The following is a 21,506-nucleotide window of genomic DNA, read 5'->3' as shown; positions in this document are numbered from 1 at the left end:
ACCGGAAGTGACTATACCTCCGAGGCGATGCTCGGCCAACCCTGGCTCGCGATCGCGAACACGGCTGCTACTGGCGCAACGTGGGAGTGGGGAAGCGGCGGGCGTGATGCGGTTGCCGATCTCGGCACGTAACTTCTACCGATCTCGGTGAGGGTCAGCGGGTGACACGCAGGAGGCGGTAGCCCTTGGAGGAGGCCTCCCGCTCGGCCGACCAGCCCTGCTCGCCCAGCCACTTGGCCAATGAGTCCGCCCCGAGGTTCTTGTGCACCACCAGCCAGGCCTCGCCGTCATCGGCGAGCAGGGCCAGCCAGTCCGCCAGCAGGGCGTGCAGCGCCGGCTTGCCGATCCGCATGGGCGGGTTGGACCAGATCAGGTCCAGTCTGGTGCCCGAGCCGCGCAGTTCCTCCAGCAGTGCGTCGGCGGCCACGGCGCGCACGCGGGTGTGCCCGGCGTCGGCGGCGTTGCGGGCGGTGAGCTCAACCGCGCGCTCGTTGACGTCGGTGGCCAGCACCGTGGCCTGCGGGGCGGCGTCCGCCAGGGCCAGAGTCAATGGACCCCAGCCGCAGCCCAGGTCCAGGAAGGTGCCCGCCTGCGGCGGCTGCGGCGCCTGCCGCAGCAGCACGCGCGTGCCCAGGTCCAGGCGGTCCGCGGAGAACACGCCGGAGGCGGTGGTCACGTCGTGCTCGACACCGCGGATGGAGAAGTGATGCCGTCGCTCCTCGGCGGGGGAGTCCGGGGAGGCGGTGAAGTAGTGCTGCTCGCTCACGCGCCCGACCCTACCGGGCGCGGACTGGAGCAGTCATGGCAGGGCGGCTCAGGCCGCCCTGCGGGCCAGCAGCGGGGTGAAGGCGAGCGCCAGGGTGAGCACCGCCGTCGTCGGGACCAGCAGGTCCGCCTGCACGCCGGCCGCGGTCGGGGCCACGAAGGTTGTGGTCAGCGTGCCCAGAGTGGCGGCGCCGGCGGCGTTCGCCACCGTCACAGAGGTGGCGATGCGTGCCTGGGAGATGCCGTCGGGCGTCCCGCCCAGGTCCTCCGGGGCGGTAACGCAGCGAATCATGGTGTCCTGATGCGTCAGTCCCATTCCGGCTCCGGCGGTGGCGAAGCCGAGGTGGAGGCACCACCAGGGCGCCGCAGCGGCGAAGGCCAGGGTCATGAGCGTCCCGCCGACGGCGAAGCACGCTGCACCGGCGCCGGTCCGCGTCCGGAAGCGGTGCCGGTCGCGGGCGGGATGGGCGGCCGTCCAGATGGCGATCGACGACCAGGTCAGGCCCGCGCAGGTCAGCGCCCAGCCGACCGCCGCTGGGCCCAGGCCGAGTATGTCGTGGGCGGCGGGGGAGACCAGATAGTCGAGGGTCAGGTAGGTGGCACACACCCAGGCGAGTGCGGCCAGGGCGGCCCTCCGCCCCGGTGCCAGCCGCATGGTCCCAGGCGGAAACACCCGCGCACACGCCCAAATCACAGCGGCGACGGCACCGGCACCCACGGGGAGGAACAGCACCGACGCCGCGGGCACCGCCCCGATGGCCGCCACCCCGGCGCCCATCATCAGGGCCGGAACCAGTGGAGGATGGGACTCGTCATCGTCCACGTGCAGACCCCGGATCTCCCGAGCCATCAGCAGTCGCGCCGCCACCAGCAGCGGCACGTAGGCGACCAGCGCCCAGCGCCAGCCCCACGCCTGGGAGACCGCGGCCGCGTAGCCCGGGCCGAGAATGGAGGAGACGATCCAGGTGGCTGAGCCGGCCGCCAGGAACAACCGTCGCCACGCCTCCGGCAGGCCTGCTACCAGCACGCCCATGCTCACTGTGGCCAGCGCCCCGGCAGCCAGCCCCCGCAGCACCTCACCGGCCACGTACACGCCCACATTGGGTGCCAGCGCCCCGGTGACGGCCCCCGCCACGAGCACGCCGGTGAGTGCGGTCATCAGCAGGTCCGCCCGCCAGCGGGCCAGCATGGAGCCGCCCAGCGGCATGGTCAGGAAGGTCGGCACCATGGCGGCGGCCGTCACCAGCCCGTAATGGGCGCGGGCGCCCAGATCCGTGGCCACCAGCGGCAATACCGTCTGATTGATGTAGGTCTGCATGCCCGCCAGCAGTTCCACCACTAACATCGCGGCTGCCAGGTGCCCCACCGGTGTGGTCGCCAGGGCGCGCAGCGACGGCGGCGGGGTCGACGACGCGGGCGCAGAGGCGGACGAACTCACGGTCCGAGCATATCGGCCCGTAAGTCGGCAACCGGTGCGGGCCGCTGCACTGCCCAGGACCGACACTCGGATTGCGCCGTGGCGCCAGCCGACGGCGAAAGACTCCCGCTAACGCTCGGCAAACGCCCGGGCAGGCAGTAGCATTCGAGTCCGCATGAGAAACACGTCAGGAAACACCTCACCGTCCAGCCGTCCGACCGAGCGCGACCTCAATGAAGACAGCGTCGGCACACACGAGCCCGCCACGGCCATCGACGACCTTGCCGCGGTGCTCGCCGCGCGGGTCCGCTCCCGCGCCGGAACCGCACTGGCCTCCACCGCCGAAAACCACGAGCGTGCCGACGCCGATGCGGCCGGGGCCCTGGAGCGTGAGGCCCGCGCCGGTACCCGCCGCGTGGCCGGTTTGTCCACCGAGTTGGAGGATGTAAGCGAGGTCGAGTACCGGCAGGTCCGCCTCGAGCGCGTCATCCTGGTGGGCCTGGAACTGCCTCTGCCGGGCGGTCGCCCTGATCCCGCCTCCCCGGTGGGCGCCGGTACCGCCGCCCAGGACGCCGAGACCTCCCTGCGCGAGCTGGCCGCCCTGGCGGAGACCGCCGGAAGCGAGGTGCTCGACGCCCTCATCCAGCGCCGAGATCACCCCGACCCGGCCACCTACCTTGGCTCCGGCAAGGCCAGGGAGCTGGCCGAAATGGTCGCCGACTCCGGCGCGGACACGGTCATCGTCGACGGCGAGCTGGCCCCCTCCCAGCGCCGCGCGCTGGAGGACGTGGTGGACGCCAAGGTCGTGGACCGCACCGCCCTGATCCTGGACATCTTCGCCCAGCACGCCAAGTCCCGCGAGGGCAAGGCCCAGGTGGAGCTGGCGCAGCTGGAGTACCTGCTGCCGCGCCTGCGCGGCTGGGGCGAGTCCATGTCCCGGCAGGCCGGCGGGCGCGTGGCCGGCGGCCAGGGCATCGGCTCGCGCGGCCCCGGCGAGACCAAGATCGAGCTGGACCGCCGCCGCATCCGCCAGCGCATGGCCAAGCTCCGCCGCGAGATCCGCGCCATGGCCCCCTCCCGCGAGGTCAAGCGCGGCTCGCGGCGCCGCGGCCCCATCCCCTCGGTCGCCATCGCCGGCTACACCAACGCCGGCAAGTCCTCCCTCATGAACCGCCTGACCGGCGCCGACATCATGGTGCAGGACGCCCTGTTCGCCACCCTGGACCCGACTGTGCGCAAGGCCGAGGCGGCCGACGGGCGCATCTACACCCTCACCGACACGGTCGGCTTCGTGCGCAACCTGCCGCACGAGCTGATCGAGGCCTTCCGCTCCACCCTGGAGGAGGTCGCCGACGCCGATGTGGTGCTGCACGTGGTAGACGCCGCCCACCCCGACCCGCTCGGCCAGATCGCCGCCGTTCACGCCGTCTTGGCCGACATTCCCGGCGCCCTGGACGTGCCCGAGCTGATCGTGCTCAACAAGGCCGACCTGGCCGACACCGTCACCTTGGCCGCTCTGCGCACCCGTCTGCCCGATGCGGTCGTCGTCTCCGCCCGCACCGGCCGGGGACTGGCGGAACTGCGCGAGCGTATTGAGACCATGTTGCCGCGGCCGGACGTGGCCGTGGACGTCGTCGTCCCCTATTCCCGCGGTGACCTGGTCTCCCGCGTGCACGCCGACGGCGATATCGGCGCCGTCGAGTACGTGGAGGCCGGCACCCACGTGGTCGCCCGTGTGGATGCCGCCCTGGCGGCCGAACTGGCCGCCGTCGACGTCGGGTGAGGCCCGTGGGGGACACGACCGCGCCGGTCGCGGCGGCGGACCGAGTCCGGACGGCACTGGTCGCCGCGGTCGAGGCGCTCGGCGGCAGCCCACGCGAGGGTCAGACCGAAATGGCCGACAGTGTCGTGCGTGCCATGGAGACCGGAACCCATCTGCTGGTTCAGGCCGGTACCGGTACCGGTAAGTCGCTGGCCTACCTGGTGCCCGCCATGGTGCACGCCGTCGACGTCGGCGAGCGCACCGTGGTGTCCACCGCCACCCTCGCCCTGCAACGCCAGGTGCTCACCAAGGACACCCCGCTGGCCGCCGACGCCGTCGAGCGCACCACGGGCACCCGCCCCACCGTCGCCCTGCTCAAGGGCTGGCAGAACTACCTGTGCCGCCACCGCCTGGCCGGCGGCTACCCCGACGAAGACGTCGACACACTCTTCTCCGCCGCTGCGGCCACGACCCGCGCCCGCATCGGCGAGAGCACCGACCAGAGCCTGGGTGAACAGGTGGTGCGCCTGCGCGAGTGGGCCGGGCAGACTGAGACCGGCGACCGGGACGACCTGGTGCCGGGGGTGTCCGACCGCGCCTGGGCGCAGGTATCGGTTGCGGCCGCCGAATGCCTGGGCGCGGACTGCCCGCTGCATGAGGAGTGCTTCCCCGTACTCGCCCGTGCCGCGGCGGCGGAGGCTGATGTGGTGGTCACCAATCACGCCATGCTCGGTATTGCCGTGGCGGGCAATCCCGGTGTGCTGCCCGAGCACGAGGTGCTGGTGGTCGACGAGGCTCATGAGCTGGCCGAGCGGGTGCGCTCCCAGGGGACGGCCGCTCTGTCCGCTGCCGCCGTCGCGCGCGTGGCCGCCACTGCCCGCCGACACGCCGGCGTCGTCGTCACCGATCTGGAGGAGGCCGGGCAGAACCTGCAGTTGGCCCTGGCGGAGCTGCCCGACGGTCGCCTGACCGACGGCCTGCCGCCCGCGCTCGCCGACGCCCTCACCCTGCTGGACGCCGCCTGCCGGCAGGTGCTCACCGACGTGCGTGAGGCGGCCCGCTCGGCGAATCAGGGCGGCGGGCAGGCGGCCGGTGACGCCGGCGGCGTGGCGCTGGCCCGCACCGCGGTTGCCGACATGACCGAGGTGGTCGAGCGCATGACCTCAGACTCGGTGAGTCAACGCCGCGACGTCGCCTGGGTGGAGCGGCCGCGGATGGGAGCCGAACCGCCTCGGCTGACGCTCGCACCCATCGACGTGGCCGCATCGGTGGCGGACGCGCTCCTGGCCGACCGCGTCGCCGTGCTCACCTCCGCCACCCTCGCCCTGGGCGGCAGCTTCAACCCGATGGCGGCGGCCCTCGGGCTCCCGCTCGCCGACGCCGACTGGGAGGGCCTGGACGTCGGCACCCCCTTCGACTATGGGCGCCAGGGAATCCTGTACACCCCCACAGACCTGCCCCGGCCCGGGGCGGGCGTCTCCCAGGCGGCTCTGCAAGAGGTGGTGATGCTGGCCCGCGCCAGCCGCGGCGGGATGCTCGGGTTGTTCTCCTCCCGGCGGGCCGCCGAGGAGGCCGCAGCAATGCTGCGCGAGCGCACCGACCTGACCGTCTACGCCCAGGGGGAGGACCGGCTGCCCACGCTGGTGGATGCCTTCGCCGCCGACGAGGATGCCTGCCTGGTGGGAACCCTGTCGCTCTGGCAGGGCGTTGACGTGCCTGGACGCACCTGTCGACTGGTGGTGATCGACCGTATCCCCTTTCCCCGTCCCGACGATCCGGTCGCCCAGGCGCGTAGCGAGGCGGTTACTGCCGCCGGCGGTAACGGCTTCATGACCGTGTCTGCCACTCACGCCGCGCTGCTGCTGGCACAGGGGGCCGGGCGCCTGGTGCGCCGGTCCGACGACCGCGGTGTCGTCGCAGTTCTGGACCCCCGACTGCGCACTGCCCGCTACGGGGCCTTCCTCGCCCGCTCCATGCCGCCGCTGTGGCCCACTCGGGACCGCGACGTCGTCCTGGGGGCGCTGAGGCGGCTGGCGGCCGAATGAGCACGGTCGGTCACACGTTCGCGGAGGACTGGGAAGGAACCTATTTCACCGGTATACGTGCGGCTTTCGAGCCGACCGCGTACGCTGAGCCCTGGGTGGCCCAGTTCACCAACCTGACAGCCGCCCAGATTCGGAGGAACACAGTGTCAGACCCCATGATCACCAACAGCGCTCAAGGCTCGTATCCGACGGCCCGCTCCGGCCGCCCCTCCAAGGTCGCCATCATCGGCGCCGGCGCGGTTGGTTCTACGCTCGCCTACGCCTGCGTCACCAAGGGCGTCGCCCGGGAGATCGTCCTGCAGGACATCGTCAAGGAGAAGGTCGAGGCCGAGGCGCTCGACATCGCCCAGGGCATCCAGTTCACCTCCGCCGGCGCGGTCTCCGGCTCGGACGATCCGGAGATCTGCCGCGACGCGGACGTCATCGCCATCACCGCCGGCGCCAAGCAGAAGCCCGGCCAGTCCCGCCTCGAACTCGCCGGTGCCACCGTCGGCATCATGGAGAAGATCCTCCCCAAGCTCGTGGAGGTCGCCCCCAATGCCATCTTCCTGCTGGTGGCCAACCCCGTCGACGTGGTCACCTACTGTGCCAAGAAGATCACCGGTCTTCCCGAGAACCAGATCTTCGGCTCCGGCACCGTACTGGACACCGCCCGCATGCGGTACTTGGTCTCTCTGGAGACCGGCACCGCCACGCAGAACATCCACGGATATATCGCCGGTGAGCACGGCGACTCCGAGGTGGCCCTGTGGTCCTCCACCGAGATCGGCGGTGTGCCGATCACCCAGTGGGGCAAGACCCTCGATGGCGGTGTGTTCGACCAGGCCAAGCGTGACCGCATCGCTCACGATGTGGTCCGCTCCGCCTACCGCATCATTGAGGGCAAGGGCGCTACCAACTACGCCGTTGGCCTGGCCGTCTCCCGCATCATCGGGGCCATCCTCAACGACGAGCAGCGCGTGCTGACAATCTCACCGCTGCTGGACAACTGGCACGGCATCTCCGATGTGTGTATGGCGGTGCCCACCATTGTTGGCCGCGAGGGCGCCGGGCGCCGACTGGAGCTGCCGCTCACGCTTGATGAGCGCGACCGGTTGACCGCATCCGCCGAGCGACTGCGCGAGGTGGCCCGCGGGCTCGGGTACTGATCCGGCGAGCGGCAGCTTAGGGCCTTGACGCCCTAGCCGCTGACGCTGCTCGAATACGGCATACGTCGACCACGGTCGTAGGCCAGCAAAGGCAGGCGGGTCCGCCCCCTACGGGGGGCGGACCCGCCTGTGTAGACGGCGTAGGCTAGAGGGCGCGCAGCACGGTGACGACCCTGCCCATGATCGTCGCCTGATCGCCGGGGATCGGGGCGTAGTCGGGGTTGCGCGGCAGCAACCACTGGTGTCCGTCCTTGCGGGAGAGCACCTTGACCGTGGCGGAGGCGCCGTCGACGTCGTCGATCATGGCGGCCACCACGTCCCCGTTGTCCGCGTCGGGCTGGGCGCGGACCACCACCCAGTCGCCGTCGCAGATCGCGGCGTCGATCATCGAGTCCCCGTGAACCTCCAGCATGAACAGTTCACCGTCGCCGGTCAGTCGCCGGGGGAGGGCGACGACATCCTCGACGTCCTGCTCGGCCAGTATCGGCGAGCCGGCGGCGATGCGTCCCACCAGTGGGACGGCCACCGCCTCGCCATCGGCGACGCCGGGCAGTGTCGGCACTGAGGGCTCCGGTGTGGGGATTGTCGCGGAGGAACTGGAGTCATCCTCCGACTCGAATGCGGGGGCAACCACCTCCAGGGCACGTGGACGATTGGGATCGCGACGCACCAGGCCCAGGCGCTCGAGCTTGTCCAGTTGGTGCTTGACCGAGGAGGGGCTGGTCAAACCCACCTGGGCGCCGATCTCCCGCATGGAGGGCGGGTAGCCGTTGGTGGCGACCGCCTCGCGCACCGACTCGTAAACGGCGCGGGCGCGCGGATCCAGGGAGTGCGCAGCCGTGGTGGGCTCTGCTCCCATGCCGACGCCGCTGCGGCCCGTCGGGCGGTTGGATGCGCTCATCGCCTGTCCCTCATTCCCCGGGCCGCCGACGACCCGGAGGTCGGTTGCCGGTTAAGGGGCCCGAATTCATGTCAGTGGCCCGTGGTGGCCTTGTCTTGTCAAGACTACGGCCGATCGTCCCGGTGATCAAACATGTGTTCGAAAACTCTCTGGACGTGTCGGGCGTGAACCGCTAATCTATCGAACAGGCGTTCGTCGAACGTATGTTCTAGGAGGGTTTCATGAGTGCTCTCGCCACCCCGCTGCCGTCGCGTCTGCGGCTGGTCCCCGCCGCCGACGGGCAGACCCCTGCACAGTCCGCGGCCCTGCCCGCCTCAGAGGTCCTGACTCCTGCCGAGACGCCCGAGGATGTCCCGGCTCGGCCCCGGTTGCGCCTGGTCGCCGGCGGCGTCGACGCCGTCCTCGAGTCGTCTGCGGCGCCCGTCGTCGCTCTGCAGCCGGAACTGACTCGGCGTCCGGTTCCGCCGCGCCGGATTCGCGGCTCGGCCTCGGGAATGCCGCTTCCTCGTGAGAAGTGTTCCGTTCCGGTCGTGCACCCAACTGTGGTCGCAGACGGCTTGCAGGCACGTGGCGCGCGTCCGGAGCCCGTGGAGGCGCTCGCCCCCGCTCACCCGGCCGTACGCGCCCGTAGGCTGCGGCGGCTGCGGGCGCATGAGGCCCCCCGTAGCGCACGGATCTCCGCGGCCGATCACGCTGCGGGGTATGCAGAAGCGGCCGGTGCCGGTGGCGCTGAAGGTGAGCTTGGGCAGGGGGCGCGGGCCGATGCGGAGCGGTATGCTCACACAAGTCGTCGCGTGGATACCTCGGGGCTGCCTCTCGGCGTGCGCCGTCTGCTGGCCCTCGGGGTCTTGGTGCTGCTAGCGGTCGTCGTGGTGGCGGGCGGCATCGTCGCCTCCGGTTTCAACACCTCCCCGACCACAACCACAACCGCGGTGGTCCAATCGGGTCAGTCCCTGTGGGATATCGCCGTGGCCACCGGTGCCGCCGATGTCAATGAGGCAATGGCTCAGATAGTCGATTTGAACGGTCTGACCAGTTCCACCTTGCAGGCAGGCCAGACACTCATCGTCCCGGCCGACTGAGCCGGGGGTCACCGTGTGCGTGCCGCGGCCCGCGCCGTCGGCCGGTGATAGTACCGTCCTTGCGCTCGCATGGGTTCTCCTTCGGTAGACGCTTGCGCATCCGCCGGTCGGGCACATACTCTCCGAACCGTACGCGCTGTGAGGAGAACCGGAGGTGGCGGGCGTGCGTTGTCCTTTCTGTCAGCACAGCGGATCTCGCGTAGTCGACTCGCGTACCTCCGATGACGGTGCGTCAATACGCCGACGGCGCCAATGCACAAAATGCGGACGGCGATTCACCACCATTGAGGCCGCCAGTCTGTCGGTGCGTAAGCGGTCGGGCGCCACCGAGTCCTTCTCCCGCGAGAAGGTTATAAGGGGTGTGCGCCGCGCCTGCCAGGGGCGTCCGGTCACCGATGACCAGCTGGCGCTGCTGGCTCACAAGGTCGAGGAGTCGGTTCGTGCCAAGGGGCACGCGATTGTCGATTCCCACGAGGTGGGCCTGGCGATCCTGGAGCCGCTGCGCGAATTGGACGAGGTGGCCTACCTGCGCTTCGCCTCCGTCTACTCCAGCTTCAACTCCCTGGACGACTTCGAGTCCGCCATCGCCGACCTGCGTACCCGGCAGCTCGGGGACGCCGATGCGGCCGGCACCTCACCGACCCGCTGAATCGCCGACCCGCGCCCCGACTTCGCCCTGCCCGTGCCTTAAAAAGGACGCCGTGGGCGCCCCCGTTGGCCGCGGGCGCGTGCGTGAATCCTCATATTCGGCATGGCACACTGGAGGCCATGCGCGTGCTCATCGTCTCCGACTGCTATGCGCCGCGGCTGGGCGGCATTGAGACGCAAGTGCGGGATCTCGCCCGTAATCTGTTAGTGGCGGGCCATGAACCCGCGCTCGTCACGGCCACTCCTACGGGTGCCGACCGCGGCCGCAGCGTGGAGGATCCCGATGGCTTCCCTGTGTACCGCACCACGGTTCGCCTTCCGGCTGAGCTGCCGCTGCATCCGCGAGCGGGGCGTGAGCTGGCGGTATTGATGGCGCGACTGCGCCCCGATGTGGTTCACGTGCACACCGGCGTCGTCTCCCAATTCGCCTGGTCCGGGATCGTGGCGGCACGGTGCGCCGAGCTGCCCCTGGCGATCACCTTCCACTGCGTCCTCGGCCCGTGGGCGGCGGCTTGCGGCGCTTTAGGCCCGGCGAGCCCGGTGCGCCTATGGCAGCGTGGTGGAGCCGATCTGACTGCCGTCTCCTCCATGCTCGCCGCCGAGGTCGAGCGAGCAGGCGCGGTCAAACCGGTCACGGTGCTGCCCAACGGCATCACCGTCGAACACTGGCGGCTACCGCGGGTCGTGGAGCGGGTGCAGGGGCGTCCGCTGCGGGTAGTGGCCTCGCTGCGGTGGATTGAGCGCAAGCGTCCGTTGCAGGTCGTACGGGTATTCGTCGACGCGGTTCGCCGGACCGGCTGTGACGCGGTGCTGGAGATGTACGGCGACGGACCGCTGCGCGACCGACTCGCACGGGAGGTCGCCGGCTCCGGCATGACGGACCGCATCACCCTGGTCGGCAGGGTTGAGCGGGACGAATTGGCGCGGGCCTTCACCCGGGCCGACGTCTACCTGCAGACCTCGCCCGCCGACTCATTCGGGATCAGCGTACTGGAGGCGCGGTCTGCAGGACTGGCCGTCGTCGCCCTGCGATCCTCCGGCGTTGCGGACTTCATTACCGACGGCGTCGACGGGCTCCTCGGCGACGACAACGCCGACCTGACTCGGGCGCTCGCAGAGCTGATGACGAATCCCGACCAATTGGGGTGGATCAAGGAGCACAACTACACCGTCGACCCGCTTCCGGTGTGGGGTGCGGTAACCGCCATGAACGTTGACGCCTACCGGCGGGCGATCGAACTGCACCGGCGTAGTTGACTGCGGGTGAGCCCACGCCGGACCGCCGTGCCGGCTTCAGTAACCATATCTACCGACCTCGGCACGTAACTTCTACCGATCTCGGGAGGGGTGGGGTGAGGGGTGGGGGAGGAGAGGGGGCGCTCAGCCCTCGTCGTTATTGCGCAGCACGTCAGACAGGCGGCGAGCGGCGGCGGCCACCACCGGGCCGTGCACCCGCCCGGGCTGACGGCCCATGCGCTCGATCGGCCCCGAGATGGAAACGGCCGCGACGACCTTCCCGCTGGCCCCGCGGACCGGAGCGGACACGCTGGCCACCCCCGGCTCACGCTCGCCCACCGACTGGGCCCAGCCGCGTCGGCGCACCGCGGACAGCATGGTGGCGTTGAACCGGGCGCCTGTCAGGCCGCGATGCAGCCGGTCGGGCTCCTCCCACGCCAGCAGCACCTGTGCGCCCGAGCCGCCCTGCATGGACATGGTCGCGCCCACGGGGATGGAGTCGCGCAGTCCGATCGGGCGTTCGGCGTTGGCCACGCATACCCGCACGTCGCCCTGCCGGCGGTACAGCTGCGCGGATTCATGCGTCTTGTCCCGCAGGGCGGCCAGTACCGGGCCTGCGGCGGCGAGCAGATGGTCCTCACCGGCGGCGGAGGCGAGCTCATTCAGTCGTGGTCCCAGGATGAACCGCCCCTGCGCGTCACGGGAGAGCAGACGGTGGTATTCCAGCGCCACCGCGATTCGGTGCGCCGTCGGGCGGGCCAGGTGTGTGGTGGTGACCAGCTGTGCCAGTGTGGCCGGCCCCGCCTCCAGGGCGCTCATGACCAGCGCGGCCTTGTCGATGACCCCGACGCCGCTGCCGCTTTCGATATCGCCCAGACCGTCCATAATCTGATACTGCCATTCCGAGTGTTGAGACTTCAAGTAGCGTGCAGTCAGAAAACGGGCCCGTATTTGCCGGTTCCGCACATTCCGGGCGGGCATGCGGGTAGAACGTCCCAGGAACCGCCTCAGGAAAGGAAGTGCAGCGATGGGAATGACTCTGGCACAGAAGGTGTGGCGCGACCACGTCGTCGCCCCCGGCGCTGACGGAGCCCCGGACCTGCTTTACATCGACCTGCACCTGGTGCACGAGGTCACCAGCCCTCAGGCCTTCGAGGGCCTGCGCCTGGCGGGCCGCCAGGTGCGTCGACCCGACCTCACCCTGGCGACCGAGGATCACAACACCCCCACCCTGGACATCGACCTGCCCATTGCGGACGTCACCTCCCGGACTCAGATCGAGACCCTGCGCGCCAACTGTGCCGAGTTCGGGGTGCGCCTGCACTCCCTCGGCGACGCCGATCAGGGCATCGTCCACGCCGTCGGCCCGCAGCTGGGCCTGACCCAGCCGGGTATGACCGTTGTGTGCGGGGACTCCCACACCTCCACCCACGGAGCCTTCGGGGCGCTCGCCTTCGGCATCGGCACCAGCCAGGTCGAGCACGTGCTGGCCACCCAGACCCTGCCCGTGGCCCCCTTCAAGACCATGAGCGTGCTCATCGACGGGGATCTGCCCGCAGGCAGCGGCGCCAAAGACATTATCCTGGCCATCATCGCCAAGATCGGCACCAACGGCGCCCAGGGCCACGTCATCGAGTACCGCGGCCGTGCCATCGAGCAGCTGTCGATGGAGGCCCGCATGACTATCTGCAACATGAGTATCGAGGCCGGTGCCCGTGCCGGCATGATCGCCCCCGATGAGACCACCTTCGCCTACCTGAAGGGCCGCCCGCACGCCCCGGAGGGGGAGGACTGGGAGGCCGCCGTCGCCTACTGGAGTTCCCTGCGAACCGACGACGACGCCGTCTTCGATACCGAGGTGATCCTGAAGGGCAGCGACATTGAGCCCTTCGTCACCTGGGGCACCAACCCCGGTCAGGGCCTGCCCATCTCGGGCGCCGTCCCCGACCCCGAGGACATCGCCGACGAGACGGCGCGCCGTGCGGCTGAGCGGGCCCTGGAGTACATGGACCTGCGCCCGGGCACGCCGCTGCGGGACATCAGGGTAGACACTGTCTTCCTCGGCTCGTGCACCAACGGCCGCATTGAGGACCTGCGTGCCGCCGCCGCGGTCATCAAGGGGCGTACGAAGGCGCCCGGACTGCGGATGCTGGTGGTGCCGGCCTCCGCCCGCATCCGCCTGCAGGCCGAGGCCGAGGGACTGGACCGGGTGTTCAAAGACTTCGGCGCCGAGTGGCGCAATGCCGGCTGCTCCATGTGCCTGGGCATGAACCCCGACCAGCTCTCGCCCGGAGAGTGCGCCGCCTCCACCTCCAACCGCAACTTCGAGGGCCGGCAGGGCAAGGGCGGACGCACTCACCTGGTCTCGCCCGCCGTCGCCGCCGCCACCGCGGTGCGGGGCACGCTGTCCACTCCCGCAGACCTGTCGGAGCCGGCCGCTGCCTGACAACTCCGCCGCTTCCGCTCCGAGTCCTTATCCGAGACCTAAGAGAGAATCCCGCAAACCGTCATGGAGAAGTTCATCCGTCACACCGGCATCGGCGCCCCCCTGCGCCGCAGCGCCGTCGACACCGACCAGATCATCCCGGCCGTCTACCTCAAGCGCATCACCCGCACCGGATTCGAGGATGCGCTGTTCGCCTCCTGGCGGGCGGGTGAGGCCGACTTCATTCTCAATCAGGACGCCTACAAGCGTGCCAGCGTGCTGGTAGCCGGCCCGGACTTCGGCACCGGCTCCTCCCGTGAGCACGCCGTATGGGCGCTGAAGGACTACGGCTTCAAGGTGGTGCTCGCCCCCCGCTTCGCCGACATCTTCCGCGGCAACGCCGGTAAGCAGGGGCTGGTGGCCGGCGTCATCAGTCAGGAGGACACCGAGCAGCTGTGGAAGATACTCGAGACCGAGCCCGGCACCGAGATCACCGTGGACCTGGAGCAACGCACCGTGGACGCCGGTGGCTTCCGCTCCGTGTTCCAGATCGACGACTACGTGCGCTGGACCCTGATGGAGGGGTTGGACGACATTTCGTTGACCCTCACCCACGAGGATGCCATCAGCGCCTATGAGCTGGCCCGTCCCGCCTACAAGCCGCGTACCCTGCCGGCCCGTCACGAGCCGCCCGCCCCGGTCGTGCCCGCCCACTCCGTGGACATGCCCGTGCCCATCGGCTACCCCTTCCTGCGTCCGGGGGCCTGAGTATTCCGGATAGGCCGGCACAGATCACCACATCGGTGAGTTGAAGGACACGGCCCGGTTCGCTGTGGGCGGGGTGCGGACACCTCCGCGCGCCTGCGCGCCGCCTATGCTGAGAACACCCGCGCCCGGCGCGGCGGGCGCCTTTAACCGCGGTGCCCGGTCTTCACCCGAACAATCGGAGGTACGCATGGTCGACGGTCTGCTCCAGGTCGAGGGCGGGCGCCCGCTCAACGGTGAGATCACCGTCCGCGGGGCCAAGAATCTCGTCCCCAAGGCGATGGTCGCCGCGCTGCTGGGCACTACGCCGTCGGTGCTGCACAACGTTCCGCTCATCCGCGACGTCGACGTCGTATCCGGGCTGCTGTCCCTGCACGGAGTGAGCGTTGAATACGATCAGGCCGAGGGCGTGCTGCGTCTGGACCCCTCCAGGGTTGAGAGCGCCCATGTGGCCGATATTGACGCGCATGCCGGCTCCTCCCGCATCCCGATCCTGTTCTGCGGGCCGCTACTGCACCGGCTCGGCGAGGCCTTCATCCCCGACCTGGGCGGCTGTCGCATCGGCGATCGGCCTATCGACTTCCACTTGGACATCCTGCGCGGCTTCGGCGCTATCGTGGATAAGCAGCCCCAGGGCATACGGCTGACCGCCCCCGACGGGCTGCGCGGCACCGTCATCGAGTTGCCCTACCCGTCCGTCGGCGCCACCGAGCAGACCCTGCTGACGGCCGTGCGGGCGGAGGGACTCACCGAACTGCGCGGCGCCGCCGTCGAGCCGGAGATCATGGATCTTGTGGACGTGCTGCAGAAGATGGGCGCCATCATTTCAGTGGACACGGACCGCACCATCCACGTCGAGGGCGTCGACGAGTTGGTTGGTTACAACCACCGTGCTCTGCCCGACCGCATCGAGACCGCATCCTGGGCGTCCGCCGCACTGGCCACCCGCGGTGACGTATTCGTCCATGGCGCCCACCAGAGCGATATGACCACATTCCTGAACATCTTCCGCAAGGTCGGTGGCGCCTTTGACGTGCGTGAGGACGGCATTCGCTTCTACCATCCCGGTGGCGACCTGAAGAGCATCGTGGTGGAGACCAACGTCCACCCCGGTTTCATGACCGACTGGCAGCAGCCCCTGGTAGTGGCCCTGACCCAGGCGGAGGGCCTGTCCATCGTCCACGAGACCGTGTACGAGAACCGTTTCGGATTCACCGGAGCCCTGCGCAAAATGGGCGCCACCATCCAGGTGTACCGGGAGTGCCTGGGCGGCACCGCCTGCCGCTTCGGCCAGCGCAACTTCTACCACTCCGCCGTCGTCTCCGGCCCCACTCCGTTGCAGGGGACCGACATCGTCGTGCCCGACCTGCGCGGCGGATTTTCTCATCTGATTGCCGCGCTCGCCGCGGAGGGAACCAGCCGAGTGGAGGGTGTCAACCTCATCGACCGCGGCTACGAGCACTTCATGAACAAGCTCACCGCCCTCGACGCCGACGTCACTCGACTGGCCTGAGCCGATCACGGGCCGATCCACCCGGACCTTGGGAGACCGCCACCGGGCGGGCCTGATAGTGGGTAGAGTGCCGACGTGCCCACCACACGACGCATGACCCCCTTCTACCGCTTCGCTGCCCGGGGGGCGATCATCCCGTTCCTCAAGGCGGTATCCAAGCAGCATGTGACCGGTACGGAGAACATCCCCCGCGAGGGTGGCTTCATCGCCGTCGCCAATCACCTGTCCAACCTGGACCCGCTCACGGCCATGCGGGCGCTGGTGGATGAGGACGTGCCCATCTACTCGCTGGCCAAGTCGCAGCTGTTCGAGATCCCCGTCCTCGGCCACGTGTTCAGTGCGGGGGGCCAGATCCCCGTGTACCGGGATTCGGCCAATGCCGGCAACTCCCTGGCAGAGGCAGAACGGCGTCTGCTCGCCGGCGATCCGATCATGATCTTCCCCGAGGGCACCCTCTCACGCGACCCGCTGCAATGGCCCATGACCGGCAAGACCGGTGCGGCCCGCCTGGCCATGCGCACCGGTGCGCCGGTGCTGCCCATGGGCCAGTGGGGGGCTCAGCATGTGCTGGGCGCCTACGGCAGTGGCTTCCACCCCTTCCCCCGCAAGGACGTGGACGTCCGGATCGGTGAGCCCTTCGACCTGACCGGCTTCGGCTCGGACATTTCCGATCGCGACGCCGTGCGTGCCGCCACCGCCGAGATAATGCGCCGCATCACCGAGCTGGTTGAGCAGCTGCGAGGTGAGAAGGCCCCCCGTCCCTTCGACATCAAGTACGACGGCGATCCGGGTAAGGGCAACATCGGCGTGCGCCGCCCCGACCCGCCGACGCCACCGGCTGCGGATGCGGATGCGGGTGACGGCGGATCCGCGGACGGCCCGGATAGCCTTCCGGCGGCCAATAGTTCCGGTGAGGAGCACCAGTCATGAATTCCGCTGACTCCGCCGGTTCTGAGGGCTCCGTCAGCTCGGAGGTGCGTCGGGCCGCCGTCATTGGTGCCGGCGCCTGGGGTACGACCTTCGCCCGCCTGCTCGCACAGGCCGGTACTCCGACCGTCATTTGGGCGCGTCGGCCGGAGGTAGCAGCCGAGATCAACGCCGGGACCAATAACCGCTACCTGCCCGGTATCCGGTTGCCGGAGACCGTCAATGCCACCACGGATATCCGGGAGGCTATCACCGGGGCGGGGATCGTCGTCGTGGTGGTGCCCTCCCAGACGGCACGCAGTGTGCTCGCGCCACTGCGGGGTGCCCTGAACGATGGTGCCATCGTCGTGTCCCTGATGAAGGGGGTGGAGGCCGGTACAGGACTGCGCATGAGCCAGGTCATCGCGCAGGCACTCGACCTGTCTGCCTCTCGCATAGCCGTCGTCTCCGGGCCGAACCTGGCCGACGAGATCGCGGCTGGACAGCCGACCGCCACCGTGGTGGCGGCGCAGGATGAGGCCGTGGCCGTACGCGTGGCCGCCTTGTGTGCAACTGGCACCTTCCGGCCCTACACCAACACCGACGTGCTCGGCGTGGAGCTGTGCGGAGCGGTGAAGAACGTGATCGCCCTGGCCGTCGGCATCACTGCCGGGCGCGGCTTCGGCGACAACTCCAAGGCTACCGTCATCACCCGCGGGCTGGTGGAGATCACCCGCCTGGGGATGGCGCTCGGGGCCAAGCCCGAGACCTTTGCCGGGCTGGCCGGCATGGGAGATCTGGTGGCCACCTGCTCCTCACCGCTGTCGCGCAACCAAACCTTTGGGCGGCGTCTAGGTGAAGGGATGAGCGTGGATCAGGCCGCCGCTGCTTCGCGCGGGGTCGCCGAGGGCGCCAAGTCCGCGCGCGCCGTGCTCGACCTGGCGCGTGCGCACGGGGTGGACATGCCCATTACTGCGGGGGTGGTCGCCGTCGTCGAGGGCGCAGCCACCGTGGAGGAGATCAACGACGCCCTGCTGTCCCGCCCCCGCAAGGCCGAGGGCGTCAACGCCGCGCCGCTGACCTGACCCTTCATCGAGGTCGGTCGACGTTACCGTCGAGGTCGGTCGATATGACGGTGTAGGTCCCGCTGCCTTGGCGGCGGGTATCCACGTCCCCGGTGCCGTGCGCGGCTGCTACCGCCATGAACACGTGTTTGCGCCTCATACACGAGTTTTGGAGGTTTGCATGGGTTATACACGTGCAAACCGTTTAAAACTCGTGCTTCGGAGACGAACTCGTGTATGCGGGGCGAACTCGTGTGTTCGGCCGTGTGGTGGGCGCGAGTGCTTGGGCGGCTCGGCATGCGGGCCCGACGCTGCGGCGCCTACGACGACAATGCGGCGCCTACGACGACGCTGCAACCTTTGCTATGACGCTTCGTACATCGGCCTGACGGTTCGTACCTCTGGGAGCCGAAGCGCCGATGCCAAGTGCCGAATCGCCGCAGACCCACGCCCCGTCGACCGACCGGGTCCGCCGCTGGCGTCGTCGTAACCGGTATCAGTCGTCGGTGTCAGTCATCGGCCACGTCTATCACCAGACGAGTGGGGTTGGTGAGCGTGAAGATCCGGAAGGTCCGGGAGTCGGTGCCAAGAACCACCTGGAACTGATCCTCGAAGGCCAGGTCCAGGTAGGCCTCCTCAATGCCCTCATCGTGGTCGCGATCGACGGCGTCGAAGTCGAAGCGGACCGGCTCGGTGTAAGCCACGGCCCGCTGTTCCTCGCTGATGGGCATGGTGACCCCGGTGCCGGTGACCACCAGGGTGTAGTCGCCCCTGACAGTGATTGGGTCGCCCTTGCCCAGGGTGTGGGCCTGATTGGTCCACTGTGTGGTCCAGCCGGGAGTGCCGTCCCCGGAGAACTCGACTACGAAACGGGAGTAATCCTCGTCGTCGTGCGAACCGATGCGCACATCGGAGATGATCAGCGCGGAGCCGTCTGCCGCAGCCTGGCCGTCGGTGCCGGTACCCCAGGCGGGCGCGCCGGAGGGGCTGGTCTCCTCCTGGGTGAGGGAACCGGTGATGGTTGGTGCCTGGGAGACGGCGGGGGAGCCCGGGGCGGAGGCGTCATCTGTGGCGGTGGGAGCGGTGCTGTCGACCGTTTCGGCAGACGTGGCAGGTGTGGACGCGCCATCGCCGCCGGCACGGGAGCCGCAGGCGCCCAGTGCCAGGGTGCCTGCCAGCAGCAGGGCCAGGGCTGGGACCAGCGTGTGGCGAGACCGCCCGTGTGTGTTTGCAGTTGTCATGGCGTCTCCTGACCTCGGACGAACCGGATGTGATCTTAAGCATACGGAATAGATCTAGGTGATGTTAGCGACAAGCGGAGGTAGCTTGGCTGCGATTGATGCCACGGCAGCAAGTCGGTAGCTGCGGCCTTGTCGCGGTAGCGTTGCACCATGTCTGCCTCCCACCCAGTAAGCGCAGCCAGTTCCGGTGAAGGCCTGGATCCCGCGCCCTCCTCCCAATCGGCGCCGCCCAACGATCACCGGCGTAAGCCACGAGTCGCCGTCGTCTTCGGCGGGCGCAGCGGTGAGCACACCATCTCCTGTGCCACTGCTGCCGGTGTGCTGGACGCCATCGACCGGGACCGCTACGACGTGCTGCCCGTAGGCATCACGAAACAGGGCCAGTGGGTGCTCGTGGACGACGATCCGGACGCGCTGCGCCTGAGCGACGACCGTCCCCCGGTGGAAATCACCACCGGTGGACTCGGGCGCGCAGAGTTGGCCATGCGGTTGGGCGGGGGAGATATCGCCGCCATCACCCCCACCGGCCCCGAGGTGCTGGGTTCCGTTGACGTCGTGCTACCACTGCTGCACGGACCCTACGGTGAGGACGGCACCATCCAGGGCATGCTGGAGATGCTGGACCTGCCCTATGTGGGCTGCGGCGTGCTCGCCTCTGCGGCCGGCATGGACAAGCAGGTCACCAAGGTGCTGCTGCGCGCTGCCGGCATACCCACTGCCCCGCATGTACTCGTCCAACCGCACCGGTGGCGGCGGGAGAGGGCCACCATCCTCGCCGCCTGCGCGGAACTCTCGGGGCCTCTGTTCGTCAAGCCGGCCCGTGCCGGCTCCTCCCTGGGTATCACCCGGGTTGAGGACCTGTCCGGACTGGAGGCGGCGATCGAGGTCGCCCGCGAGGTCGACCCCAAGGTGTTGGTCGAGTCCGGCGTCGTCGGCCGCGAGATCGAGGTGGCCGTGCTTGCCGGACATGGTGATGACGCCCCCCGCGTGGCCGAGCCCGGCGAGATCGTCATGGACGCCGCCCAAGGCGCCGGCGAGTTCTACGACTACGAGACCAAGTACCTGGCCCACGACGCCGTCGCCATGGTCTGCCCCGCACGCATCGCCCCGGAGGCGCGCGAACTGCTCATGCGCCGGGCCGCCGAGGCCTTCATCGCCATCGGCGGGGAGGGGCTGACGCGGGTCGACTTCTTCCTCACCCCGGACGGGGAGGCGATCGTCAACGAGGTCAACACCATGCCCGGCTTCACCCCCTTCTCCATGTACCCATACATGTGGCAGGTATCCGGGCTGGCCTACCGCGACCTGGTCACCGAGCTGATCGAACTGGCGTTGGAGCGCTCCCGAGATGTCAACCGCTGAGGCGGCCGCGGGGGCCCGTGCAATCGCCGACCTGGGGGAGGAGGCGCTGCTGTCATCCTTCACACCACTGCTGCCTTCCACGTCGCAGGCAATCGTCCCCACCGGGGATGACTGCGCCGTCATCGGCGCCCCCGATGGCCGCTACTGCGTGAGCACCGATGTGCTTGTCCAAGACGAGCACTTCCGCACCGACTGGTCCACCGCCCGCGACGTCGGAGCGCGCGCCGCCGCCCAGAACCTGGCTGACATCGCCGCCATGGGCGCGGTGCCGACGGCGCTCGTGGTCAGTCTGGTGCTGCCCCGCACCACCCCCGTCGCCTGGGTTCAGGATCTGGCTCGTGGCTTCGCCGACGCCTGTCGCGGTACCGGGGCGGGTGTGGTCGGTGGCGACCTGAGCGTTGGGGACCGGGTGATCATCGCCGTCACCGTTCACGGAGACCTGGATGGCCGCCGCCCCGTACTGCGGTCGGGCGCTCGCCCCGGAGACCTGGTCGTGCATGCGGGCACGCTGGGGCGTTCCGCCGCCGGGCTCGCGCTGTTGCAAGCCGGTTTCGACGATCGTGCCGATGAGTGGGACGCGAAGAATGCTGCCGCCGGGATCGCCGCCCAGTGTCTTCGCATCTACCGGGCGCCGGAGCCTCCTCTCGCGGATGGACCCGCATTCGCCGACGCCGGAGCCACCGCCATGATGGACGTCTCCGACGGGCTGCTGCGCGACGCGGGCCGGATCGCCCGGGCCAGCGACGTCGTCGTGGATATTGCCGACCTGGACGGCGGTGGGGGAGCCGTGGACGCCCGGCGGGACGCATTGGGGCTGGCGGTCGATCTGGTCGTGCTGGAGCCGGTCGCCGGCCTGCTTCGGCACGATGCTGTGGCCGCACGGGAACTGGCGCGCCAATGGGTGCTGACCGGCGGAGAGGATCACGGCATGCTCGCCGCACTCCCGCCGTCGGCGGTCGGGCGGCTGCCGGAGGGAGCCCGGGTGATCGGCGTCGTGCGCGCCCGGGGCGCGGGCGAGTCGGCGGGCGTGCGGGTCGGTGGACGGGTGCCCGAGCGGTTCGGCTGGGACCACTTCCGCGCCTAGGTGTCCGGCCTGCCGCCATATCAACCGATCTGGGCGCGTGACTTCTACCGACCTCAGTACGTCACTTCTACCGATCTCGGCGAGGGGCGAGGAGGCCGAGCGAAAAGAGGGCCGCCGTCCGCGGGTGCGGGACGGCGGCCTC

Annotated in this window: 18 protein-coding genes; 13 read left to right on the top strand and 5 right to left on the bottom strand. The window is 69.6% G+C overall.

The annotated features are described in order from the left end of the window. Positions 1 to 154: 154 nt before the first annotated feature. Together Q4A20_RS02755 and Q4A20_RS02750 are read right to left on the bottom strand one after the other, a co-directional pair. The gene (locus Q4A20_RS02755; RefSeq protein ID WP_303120000.1) at positions 155 to 766 is read right to left on the bottom strand and encodes a class I SAM-dependent methyltransferase; all 612 of its coding nucleotides are present in this window, start codon (positions 764 to 766) and stop codon (positions 155 to 157) included. 48 nt (positions 767 to 814) lie between these two features. After that, on the bottom strand, positions 815 to 2,203 hold the full coding sequence (locus Q4A20_RS02750) for an MFS transporter (RefSeq protein ID WP_303119996.1): 1,389 nt from the start codon (positions 2,201 to 2,203) through the stop codon (positions 815 to 817). Positions 2,204 to 2,357: 154 nt separating this feature from the next. Here Q4A20_RS02750 and hflX point away from each other — a divergent pair, with 154 nt between their 5' ends. From hflX to Q4A20_RS02735, 3 genes are all read left to right on the top strand, one after another. Beyond that, positions 2,358 to 3,965, top strand: coding sequence for a GTPase HflX (gene hflX, locus Q4A20_RS02745; protein WP_303119993.1), 1,608 nt, complete (start codon positions 2,358 to 2,360; stop codon positions 3,963 to 3,965). 5 nt (positions 3,966 to 3,970) lie between these two features. Next, on the top strand, positions 3,971 to 5,989 hold the full coding sequence (locus Q4A20_RS02740; protein ID WP_368502410.1) for an ATP-dependent DNA helicase: 2,019 nt from the start codon (positions 3,971 to 3,973) through the stop codon (positions 5,987 to 5,989). Between the two features lie 143 nt (positions 5,990 to 6,132). Further along, positions 6,133 to 7,137: an L-lactate dehydrogenase gene (locus Q4A20_RS02735; protein WP_303120032.1), complete on the top strand. Its 1,005-nt coding sequence runs from the start codon at positions 6,133 to 6,135 to the stop codon at positions 7,135 to 7,137. A 145-nt stretch (positions 7,138 to 7,282) separates the two neighbouring features. On the opposite strand, the gene lexA is transcribed toward Q4A20_RS02735, so the two are convergent. After that, positions 7,283 to 7,996, bottom strand: a complete 714-nt coding sequence (gene lexA, locus Q4A20_RS02730) for a transcriptional repressor LexA (RefSeq protein ID WP_303120031.1) — start codon at positions 7,994 to 7,996, stop codon at positions 7,283 to 7,285. A gap of 263 nt (positions 7,997 to 8,259) precedes the next feature. Here lexA and Q4A20_RS02725 point away from each other — a divergent pair, with 263 nt between their 5' ends. The 3 genes from Q4A20_RS02725 to Q4A20_RS02715 all read left to right on the top strand — a co-directional run bounded on the left by Q4A20_RS02725 (position 8,260) and on the right by Q4A20_RS02715 (position 11,025). After that, the gene (locus Q4A20_RS02725; protein ID WP_303119990.1) at positions 8,260 to 9,120 is read left to right on the top strand and encodes a LysM peptidoglycan-binding domain-containing protein; all 861 of its coding nucleotides are present in this window, start codon (positions 8,260 to 8,262) and stop codon (positions 9,118 to 9,120) included. 163 nt (positions 9,121 to 9,283) lie between these two features. After that, a complete protein-coding gene (gene nrdR, locus Q4A20_RS02720; protein WP_303119987.1) occupies positions 9,284 to 9,769 on the top strand; it encodes a transcriptional regulator NrdR in 486 nt (161 codons plus the stop codon). A 119-nt stretch (positions 9,770 to 9,888) separates the two neighbouring features. Then, on the top strand, positions 9,889 to 11,025 hold the full coding sequence (locus Q4A20_RS02715) for a glycosyltransferase family 4 protein (RefSeq protein WP_303119985.1): 1,137 nt from the start codon (positions 9,889 to 9,891) through the stop codon (positions 11,023 to 11,025). A 123-nt stretch (positions 11,026 to 11,148) separates the two neighbouring features. Here Q4A20_RS02715 and Q4A20_RS02710 read toward each other — a convergent pair whose 3' ends face one another. After that, the gene (locus Q4A20_RS02710; RefSeq protein WP_303119982.1) at positions 11,149 to 11,889 is read right to left on the bottom strand and encodes an IclR family transcriptional regulator; all 741 of its coding nucleotides are present in this window, start codon (positions 11,887 to 11,889) and stop codon (positions 11,149 to 11,151) included. A gap of 142 nt (positions 11,890 to 12,031) precedes the next feature. Here Q4A20_RS02710 and leuC point away from each other — a divergent pair, with 142 nt between their 5' ends. From leuC to Q4A20_RS02685, 5 genes are all read left to right on the top strand, one after another. Beyond that, positions 12,032 to 13,450 (top strand): 3-isopropylmalate dehydratase large subunit, encoded by a 1,419-nt coding sequence (leuC, locus tag Q4A20_RS02705; protein WP_303119979.1) that lies wholly within the window; start codon positions 12,032 to 12,034, stop codon positions 13,448 to 13,450. A gap of 63 nt (positions 13,451 to 13,513) precedes the next feature. Further along, the gene (leuD, locus tag Q4A20_RS02700) at positions 13,514 to 14,197 is read left to right on the top strand and encodes a 3-isopropylmalate dehydratase small subunit (protein ID WP_303119976.1); all 684 of its coding nucleotides are present in this window, start codon (positions 13,514 to 13,516) and stop codon (positions 14,195 to 14,197) included. Between the two features lie 187 nt (positions 14,198 to 14,384). After that, the gene (gene murA / locus Q4A20_RS02695) at positions 14,385 to 15,707 is read left to right on the top strand and encodes a UDP-N-acetylglucosamine 1-carboxyvinyltransferase (protein ID WP_303119973.1); all 1,323 of its coding nucleotides are present in this window, start codon (positions 14,385 to 14,387) and stop codon (positions 15,705 to 15,707) included. A gap of 93 nt (positions 15,708 to 15,800) precedes the next feature. Continuing rightward, positions 15,801 to 16,637 (top strand): 1-acyl-sn-glycerol-3-phosphate acyltransferase, encoded by an 837-nt coding sequence (locus Q4A20_RS02690; RefSeq protein WP_303120028.1) that lies wholly within the window; start codon positions 15,801 to 15,803, stop codon positions 16,635 to 16,637. After that, the gene (locus Q4A20_RS02685; protein WP_303119970.1) at positions 16,634 to 17,698 is read left to right on the top strand and encodes an NAD(P)H-dependent glycerol-3-phosphate dehydrogenase; all 1,065 of its coding nucleotides are present in this window, start codon (positions 16,634 to 16,636) and stop codon (positions 17,696 to 17,698) included. The genes Q4A20_RS02690 and Q4A20_RS02685 overlap by 4 nt, the downstream gene beginning before the upstream one ends. 488 nt (positions 17,699 to 18,186) lie before the next feature. On the opposite strand, the gene Q4A20_RS02680 is transcribed toward Q4A20_RS02685, so the two are convergent. Continuing rightward, positions 18,187 to 18,918 (bottom strand): hypothetical protein, encoded by a 732-nt coding sequence (locus tag Q4A20_RS02680; RefSeq protein ID WP_303119968.1) that lies wholly within the window; start codon positions 18,916 to 18,918, stop codon positions 18,187 to 18,189. A 150-nt stretch (positions 18,919 to 19,068) separates the two neighbouring features. Between Q4A20_RS02680 and Q4A20_RS02675 the strand changes: the two genes are divergently transcribed. Further along, a complete protein-coding gene (locus tag Q4A20_RS02675) occupies positions 19,069 to 20,280 on the top strand; it encodes a D-alanine--D-alanine ligase family protein (protein WP_303119966.1) in 1,212 nt (403 codons plus the stop codon). Beyond that, on the top strand, positions 20,267 to 21,364 hold the full coding sequence (thiL, locus tag Q4A20_RS02670) for a thiamine-phosphate kinase (protein ID WP_303119964.1): 1,098 nt from the start codon (positions 20,267 to 20,269) through the stop codon (positions 21,362 to 21,364). The genes Q4A20_RS02675 and thiL overlap by 14 nt, the downstream gene beginning before the upstream one ends. The last annotated feature ends 142 nt before the right edge of the window (positions 21,365 to 21,506 follow it).

It is taken from the genome of Actinomyces sp. (assembly GCF_030530635.1).
Lineage (GTDB): Bacteria > Actinomycetota > Actinomycetes > Actinomycetales > Actinomycetaceae > Actinomyces.
Note: the sequence above shows the minus strand (reverse complement) of the source record. Positions and strands in the feature narration are given on the sequence as shown.

Bases quoted from the DNA above. Each gene is read 5' to 3' on its own strand.
- lexA (WP_303120031.1), bottom strand. From the start codon at position 7,996: ATGGGAGCAGAGCCCACCACGGCTGCGCACTCCCTGGATCCGCGCGCC.
- leuC (WP_303119979.1), top strand. From the start codon at position 12,032: ATGGGAATGACTCTGGCACAGAAGGTGTGGCGCGACCACGTCGTCGCC.
- Q4A20_RS02675 (WP_303119966.1), top strand. From the start codon at position 19,069: ATGTCTGCCTCCCACCCAGTAAGCGCAGCCAGTTCCGGTGAAGGCCTG.
- hflX (WP_303119993.1), top strand. From the start codon at position 2,358: ATGAGAAACACGTCAGGAAACACCTCACCGTCCAGCCGTCCGACCGAG.
- thiL (WP_303119964.1), top strand. From the start codon at position 20,267: ATGTCAACCGCTGAGGCGGCCGCGGGGGCCCGTGCAATCGCCGACCTG.
- Q4A20_RS02685 (WP_303119970.1), top strand. From the start codon at position 16,634: ATGAATTCCGCTGACTCCGCCGGTTCTGAGGGCTCCGTCAGCTCGGAG.
- Q4A20_RS02680 (WP_303119968.1), bottom strand. From the start codon at position 18,918: ATGACAACTGCAAACACACACGGGCGGTCTCGCCACACGCTGGTCCCA.
- murA (WP_303119973.1), top strand. From the start codon at position 14,385: ATGGTCGACGGTCTGCTCCAGGTCGAGGGCGGGCGCCCGCTCAACGGT.
- leuD (WP_303119976.1), top strand. From the start codon at position 13,514: ATGGAGAAGTTCATCCGTCACACCGGCATCGGCGCCCCCCTGCGCCGC.
- Q4A20_RS02710 (WP_303119982.1), bottom strand. From the start codon at position 11,889: ATGGACGGTCTGGGCGATATCGAAAGCGGCAGCGGCGTCGGGGTCATC.
- Q4A20_RS02690 (WP_303120028.1), top strand. From the start codon at position 15,801: ATGACCCCCTTCTACCGCTTCGCTGCCCGGGGGGCGATCATCCCGTTC.
- Q4A20_RS02715 (WP_303119985.1), top strand. From the start codon at position 9,889: ATGCGCGTGCTCATCGTCTCCGACTGCTATGCGCCGCGGCTGGGCGGC.
- Q4A20_RS02725 (WP_303119990.1), top strand. From the start codon at position 8,260: ATGAGTGCTCTCGCCACCCCGCTGCCGTCGCGTCTGCGGCTGGTCCCC.